This window comes from Mycobacterium sp., assembly GCF_035640695.1.
Lineage (GTDB): Bacteria > Actinomycetota > Actinomycetes > Mycobacteriales > Mycobacteriaceae > Mycobacterium.
This window is the reverse complement of record NZ_DASQVQ010000046.1, coordinates 1-3,353: the sequence shown is the minus strand read 5'-3', so window position 1 is coordinate 3,353 and position 3,353 is coordinate 1. Positions and strand designations below refer to the sequence as shown.

The following is a 3,353-nucleotide window of genomic DNA, read 5'->3' as shown; positions in this document are numbered from 1 at the left end:
CTCGTGCGACCGATTCTGGGGAGGCCTTGGTCATGTCGAGGCCGCGGGTCATATCGGTGTCCACGACGCCGGTCAGCACGGCATGAACCGCTACGCCGCGCCCGGCCAATAAGGCGCGCAGCGATTGCGTCAGGTTGAATGCGGCCGCCTTCGAGATCGAGTAGGCCGGAATGAGCGGCAAGGGTGCGAAGGCGTTTATCGACAGATTGTTGACGATGGCTCCCCGCGAACGAGTTAGCAACGGCAAAAAGGCGTGGGTGACGAAGTACGTGCCGAAAAGGTTGACGGCGAGGTGTTTTTCGAGCGCGGACGGGTCGCTCAAGTCGTCGTAAAGCGCCACGCCGGCATTGTTGACGAGGACATCGAGCGATTCCACCTCATCAACAGCGTTCTGAATCTGCGCAGCGTTGGTGACATCCAGGGTCAGGGGCCTAACGCGCCCGTCCGAGTGGGCCAAAGGCGCGCGCGTACCGACGTAGACGCGCTTCGCTCCCCTGCCCAACGCTTCCTGAACCAACGCCCGCCCGATACCACGATTGCCCCCCGTAATCAGAACTTCTCCATCTGCGATTCTCGCCATGATTACGCCCTGTTCCTCTCATGTCGTAGTGCGAGCCACGGGCCCGATTGTCCGCATTAAGTGAGATACGCTGCGGCGCCGATAATCATCGGTGGGCAGGTCACAACATCCGGCGTGGCGTCATCGAGGCGTGGCGTCGTAGGAAGGCCATCTGTACCTGCACGACGTTGTCATGATCGAGTCCGCCGGCGTAGACGTCATAGTGGCCGCCGCGGCTGCGGTACAGCTCGCCGTGCGGGGCCCGCACCGCGACGGCCAGCGCCGGTCCGGGCGGGGCCATAGTGTCATGCTCGGCGACGACCATGAGCAGTGGGCACCGCGCACCCCGGGCGCGCCGCACGGGCCGGTGCATCGCCACTTCCAGAAGGGACCGGGCGGTGATCTGATTGGGCCAAGAGCCGTCACCCGGGTCAAGCCGCGTGTGGCCGATCATCGCGTCTTCGGTGGCAATGACCCCGAACTGCCCGCGCGGTACGCTGACCGACAGGTAGCGCGGCGGCCGGCCAAGCACTGATCCGACCAGATCGATGATCGCGTGGGCGGTGAGACGCAGCCCCCGAGCAAGCGGGATGTTCCTCACCCCGGCCAGGCCGTCGACTAACGGGCACTGCGCGATCGCGCCGGCCAGCGCGGGCTCGCTGGCGGCCAGCTCGACGACATGCATACCGGCAAATGATGTGCCCCACACGAAAATTCGCGTGGCATCAAATGCCTGCTGGGTACGGGCCCACGCCAGCGCCGTGCGGTAGTCCTCGAGTTCCCGGCCGATCGACAGCATCTGTCGCGGCCGGCCGGTCGAGCCACCCCAGTGCCGATAGTCAAACACCAGTGCGGCAAATCCGCCGTCGGCAAACTGCTCGGCGAACGGTGCCAGTCCCGCGGCCTTGACGCCGCCGATACCGTGCGCCATCACCACGACCGGGTGCGGACCTCCTCCGTCGGGCAGGTAAATCCACGCGTCGAGCTCCTCGCCGCCCGCGGGTATCCGTACGTCACGCCGATTGGCCACTCGCCCGGTCATGTGGTCACATCGCCGGACGTGACGATCTCGGCGCTCGCCCAGCGGGCGGCGTCGGCGCCAAACAGCGCTCCAGGGGTATAGGCGCCCGCCACTGCCGACCCATCGGCTAACCGCGCGGCGGTACGCGCGGCAATGCGTGCGGTAAAGCGGTAACCCTCGCCGGTGTGCAACCAGGCCTCGCGCCGGGTCCCGTCGTCCCACTCCAACCGGGCGTAGGCCCAGGATTCGTGGCCGGCCCTGGCCGGTGGAGTCAGCCGCTTGCGGTTGATGACCCGCTGAATCGTTTTCTGGACCGGCCGAACGGCGAACAGCACCGAGACCGTTGGCAGGACGGCTCGGACCAATCGTCCGCTCGGCACTTCACTGGAGTACGCCAGCACATCGCCGGCGCCCGAGGCGCGGCGCGCCGCCTCCAGTTCACCGGTGGGCACCGCGAGGACATCGGTCGGCGCCGAGTCGGGGAGCGATATCAGCTCGTGATTCGCGCCCAGTCGGGTACGCACCAGTCGCCCGTCGCGGTAGCGCCTGCCGCCGTAGGCCACGGCATCGACCGCGCTGGCGAGGACCGCCGACCCGAGCCCGTCCACGGTGGGCATGGCAGCGACCCTGGCGCGGGCCGCCGCAGGCCGGTCGCCGCGCAGCTCGATCACCAGTGCCTCGGTGGCCAACACACCGAAGCCGGCACCGGTCACCAGCGTTACGTCTCGGCGTCGCGCCTCGCCGTCGAGCGCAAGTAGCTGCCGCACCGGTTCGAGCTCGTTGGCCAGATCGACGTAATGACTGCCGGCTGAAAGGCTTGCCCGCGCCAACGGCACGGTCGACGAAGTGAACGGGCCGACGGTGTTCACGACAACCGCGGGTTTCTCCGCGGCGATCAACCCGGCCAGCTCGGTGAGCCCGGAGGCCACGCGAGTGTGCACCGGCGAGGCTAGCGATGCGGCGACCGCGGCCAGCCTGTCTGCATTACGTCCGATGAGTACTACGTCTTGTTCCGCGCCTTGTTCCGCGTCTTGCTCCGCGCCGTGTTCCGCGCCGGCCAGTTCTCGTGCGATCGCGCGACCACTCAGACCGGTGGCGCCGAGCACCCAGATTGTGTTCATGCATTTACGGTACACTCTGCATCGTTAATATGCCAATCGGTTAGGGTGCCGAATGCAGATGTCGGATCTTCGAGGTCGTCCCCGCGACACTTCCTTGGACACCGCGATCGCGAATGCGGTTGAGTCGCTGCTGCTTTCCGACGGTTATGCGGCCGTGAACATCGATCGGGTCGCCAAGCTCGCCGGCACCACCCGTGCGGCGATCTACCGTCGGGCCAAGACGCCAGGCGAGCTCATCGTCGGACTGTTGGTGAGCCGCTTCGGCATTGATCCCGCGCCAGACAGCGGCGACCTGCGTCGGGATCTGCGCCTGCTGCAGGAGCTGCAGCGTAGCTTCTTCGCAGACCCGGTCGTTCAGGCTGCACTGGCCGGCCTCCTCAGTGATTTCCCGTCCAACAATGCGGTAGCGGCAGCGCTCTACGAACGGTTCATGGCGCCGCGCCGCCACTCGGTCGCCACGATGCTGGCCCGTGCCGTCGAGCGCGCCGAGATAACGCCGGTGAAGCACCCCGGCGTCGTCTCCGATCTGCTGACCGGTCCCCTCTTGCTTCGCGCAGTTCTGCCCATCATCGGACCGATCGATGACACACTTCTGGAGGCAACCGTCGAGGCCGCCCTGAGTGCGTGCGTCCCCATCGCACAACGAAGGCGC

At 66.8% G+C, this 3,353-nt stretch carries 4 protein-coding genes; 1 reads left to right on the top strand and 3 read right to left on the bottom strand.

Annotation, left to right across the window (positions count from 1 at the left end):
• The 3 genes from VE759_RS05320 to VE759_RS05310 form a co-directional block, all read right to left on the bottom strand.
• Positions 1–580 (bottom strand): SDR family NAD(P)-dependent oxidoreductase (locus tag VE759_RS05320; RefSeq protein ID WP_324928926.1); only part of this gene is annotated, 580 nt, incomplete at its 3' end.
• 100 nt (positions 581–680) lie between these two features.
• The gene (locus VE759_RS05315; protein ID WP_324928924.1) at positions 681–1,601 is read right to left on the bottom strand and encodes an alpha/beta hydrolase; all 921 of its coding nucleotides are present in this window, start codon (positions 1,599–1,601) and stop codon (positions 681–683) included.
• Positions 1,598–2,701, bottom strand: coding sequence for a saccharopine dehydrogenase NADP-binding domain-containing protein (locus VE759_RS05310; protein WP_324928922.1), 1,104 nt, complete (start codon positions 2,699–2,701; stop codon positions 1,598–1,600). The genes VE759_RS05315 and VE759_RS05310 overlap by 4 nt, the downstream gene beginning before the upstream one ends.
• Before the next feature lie 94 nt (positions 2,702–2,795).
• Between VE759_RS05310 and VE759_RS05305 the strand changes: the two genes are divergently transcribed.
• The coding region (locus tag VE759_RS05305) for a TetR-like C-terminal domain-containing protein (RefSeq protein ID WP_324928920.1) at positions 2,796–3,353 on the top strand (558 nt) is incomplete at its 3' end.

Coding starts and splice junctions, on each gene's coding strand:
- VE759_RS05310 (WP_324928922.1), bottom strand. CDS start 2,701: ATGAACACAATCTGGGTGCTCGGCGCCACCGGTCTGAGTGGTCGCGCG.
- VE759_RS05315 (WP_324928924.1), bottom strand. CDS start 1,601: ATGACCGGGCGAGTGGCCAATCGGCGTGACGTACGGATACCCGCGGGC.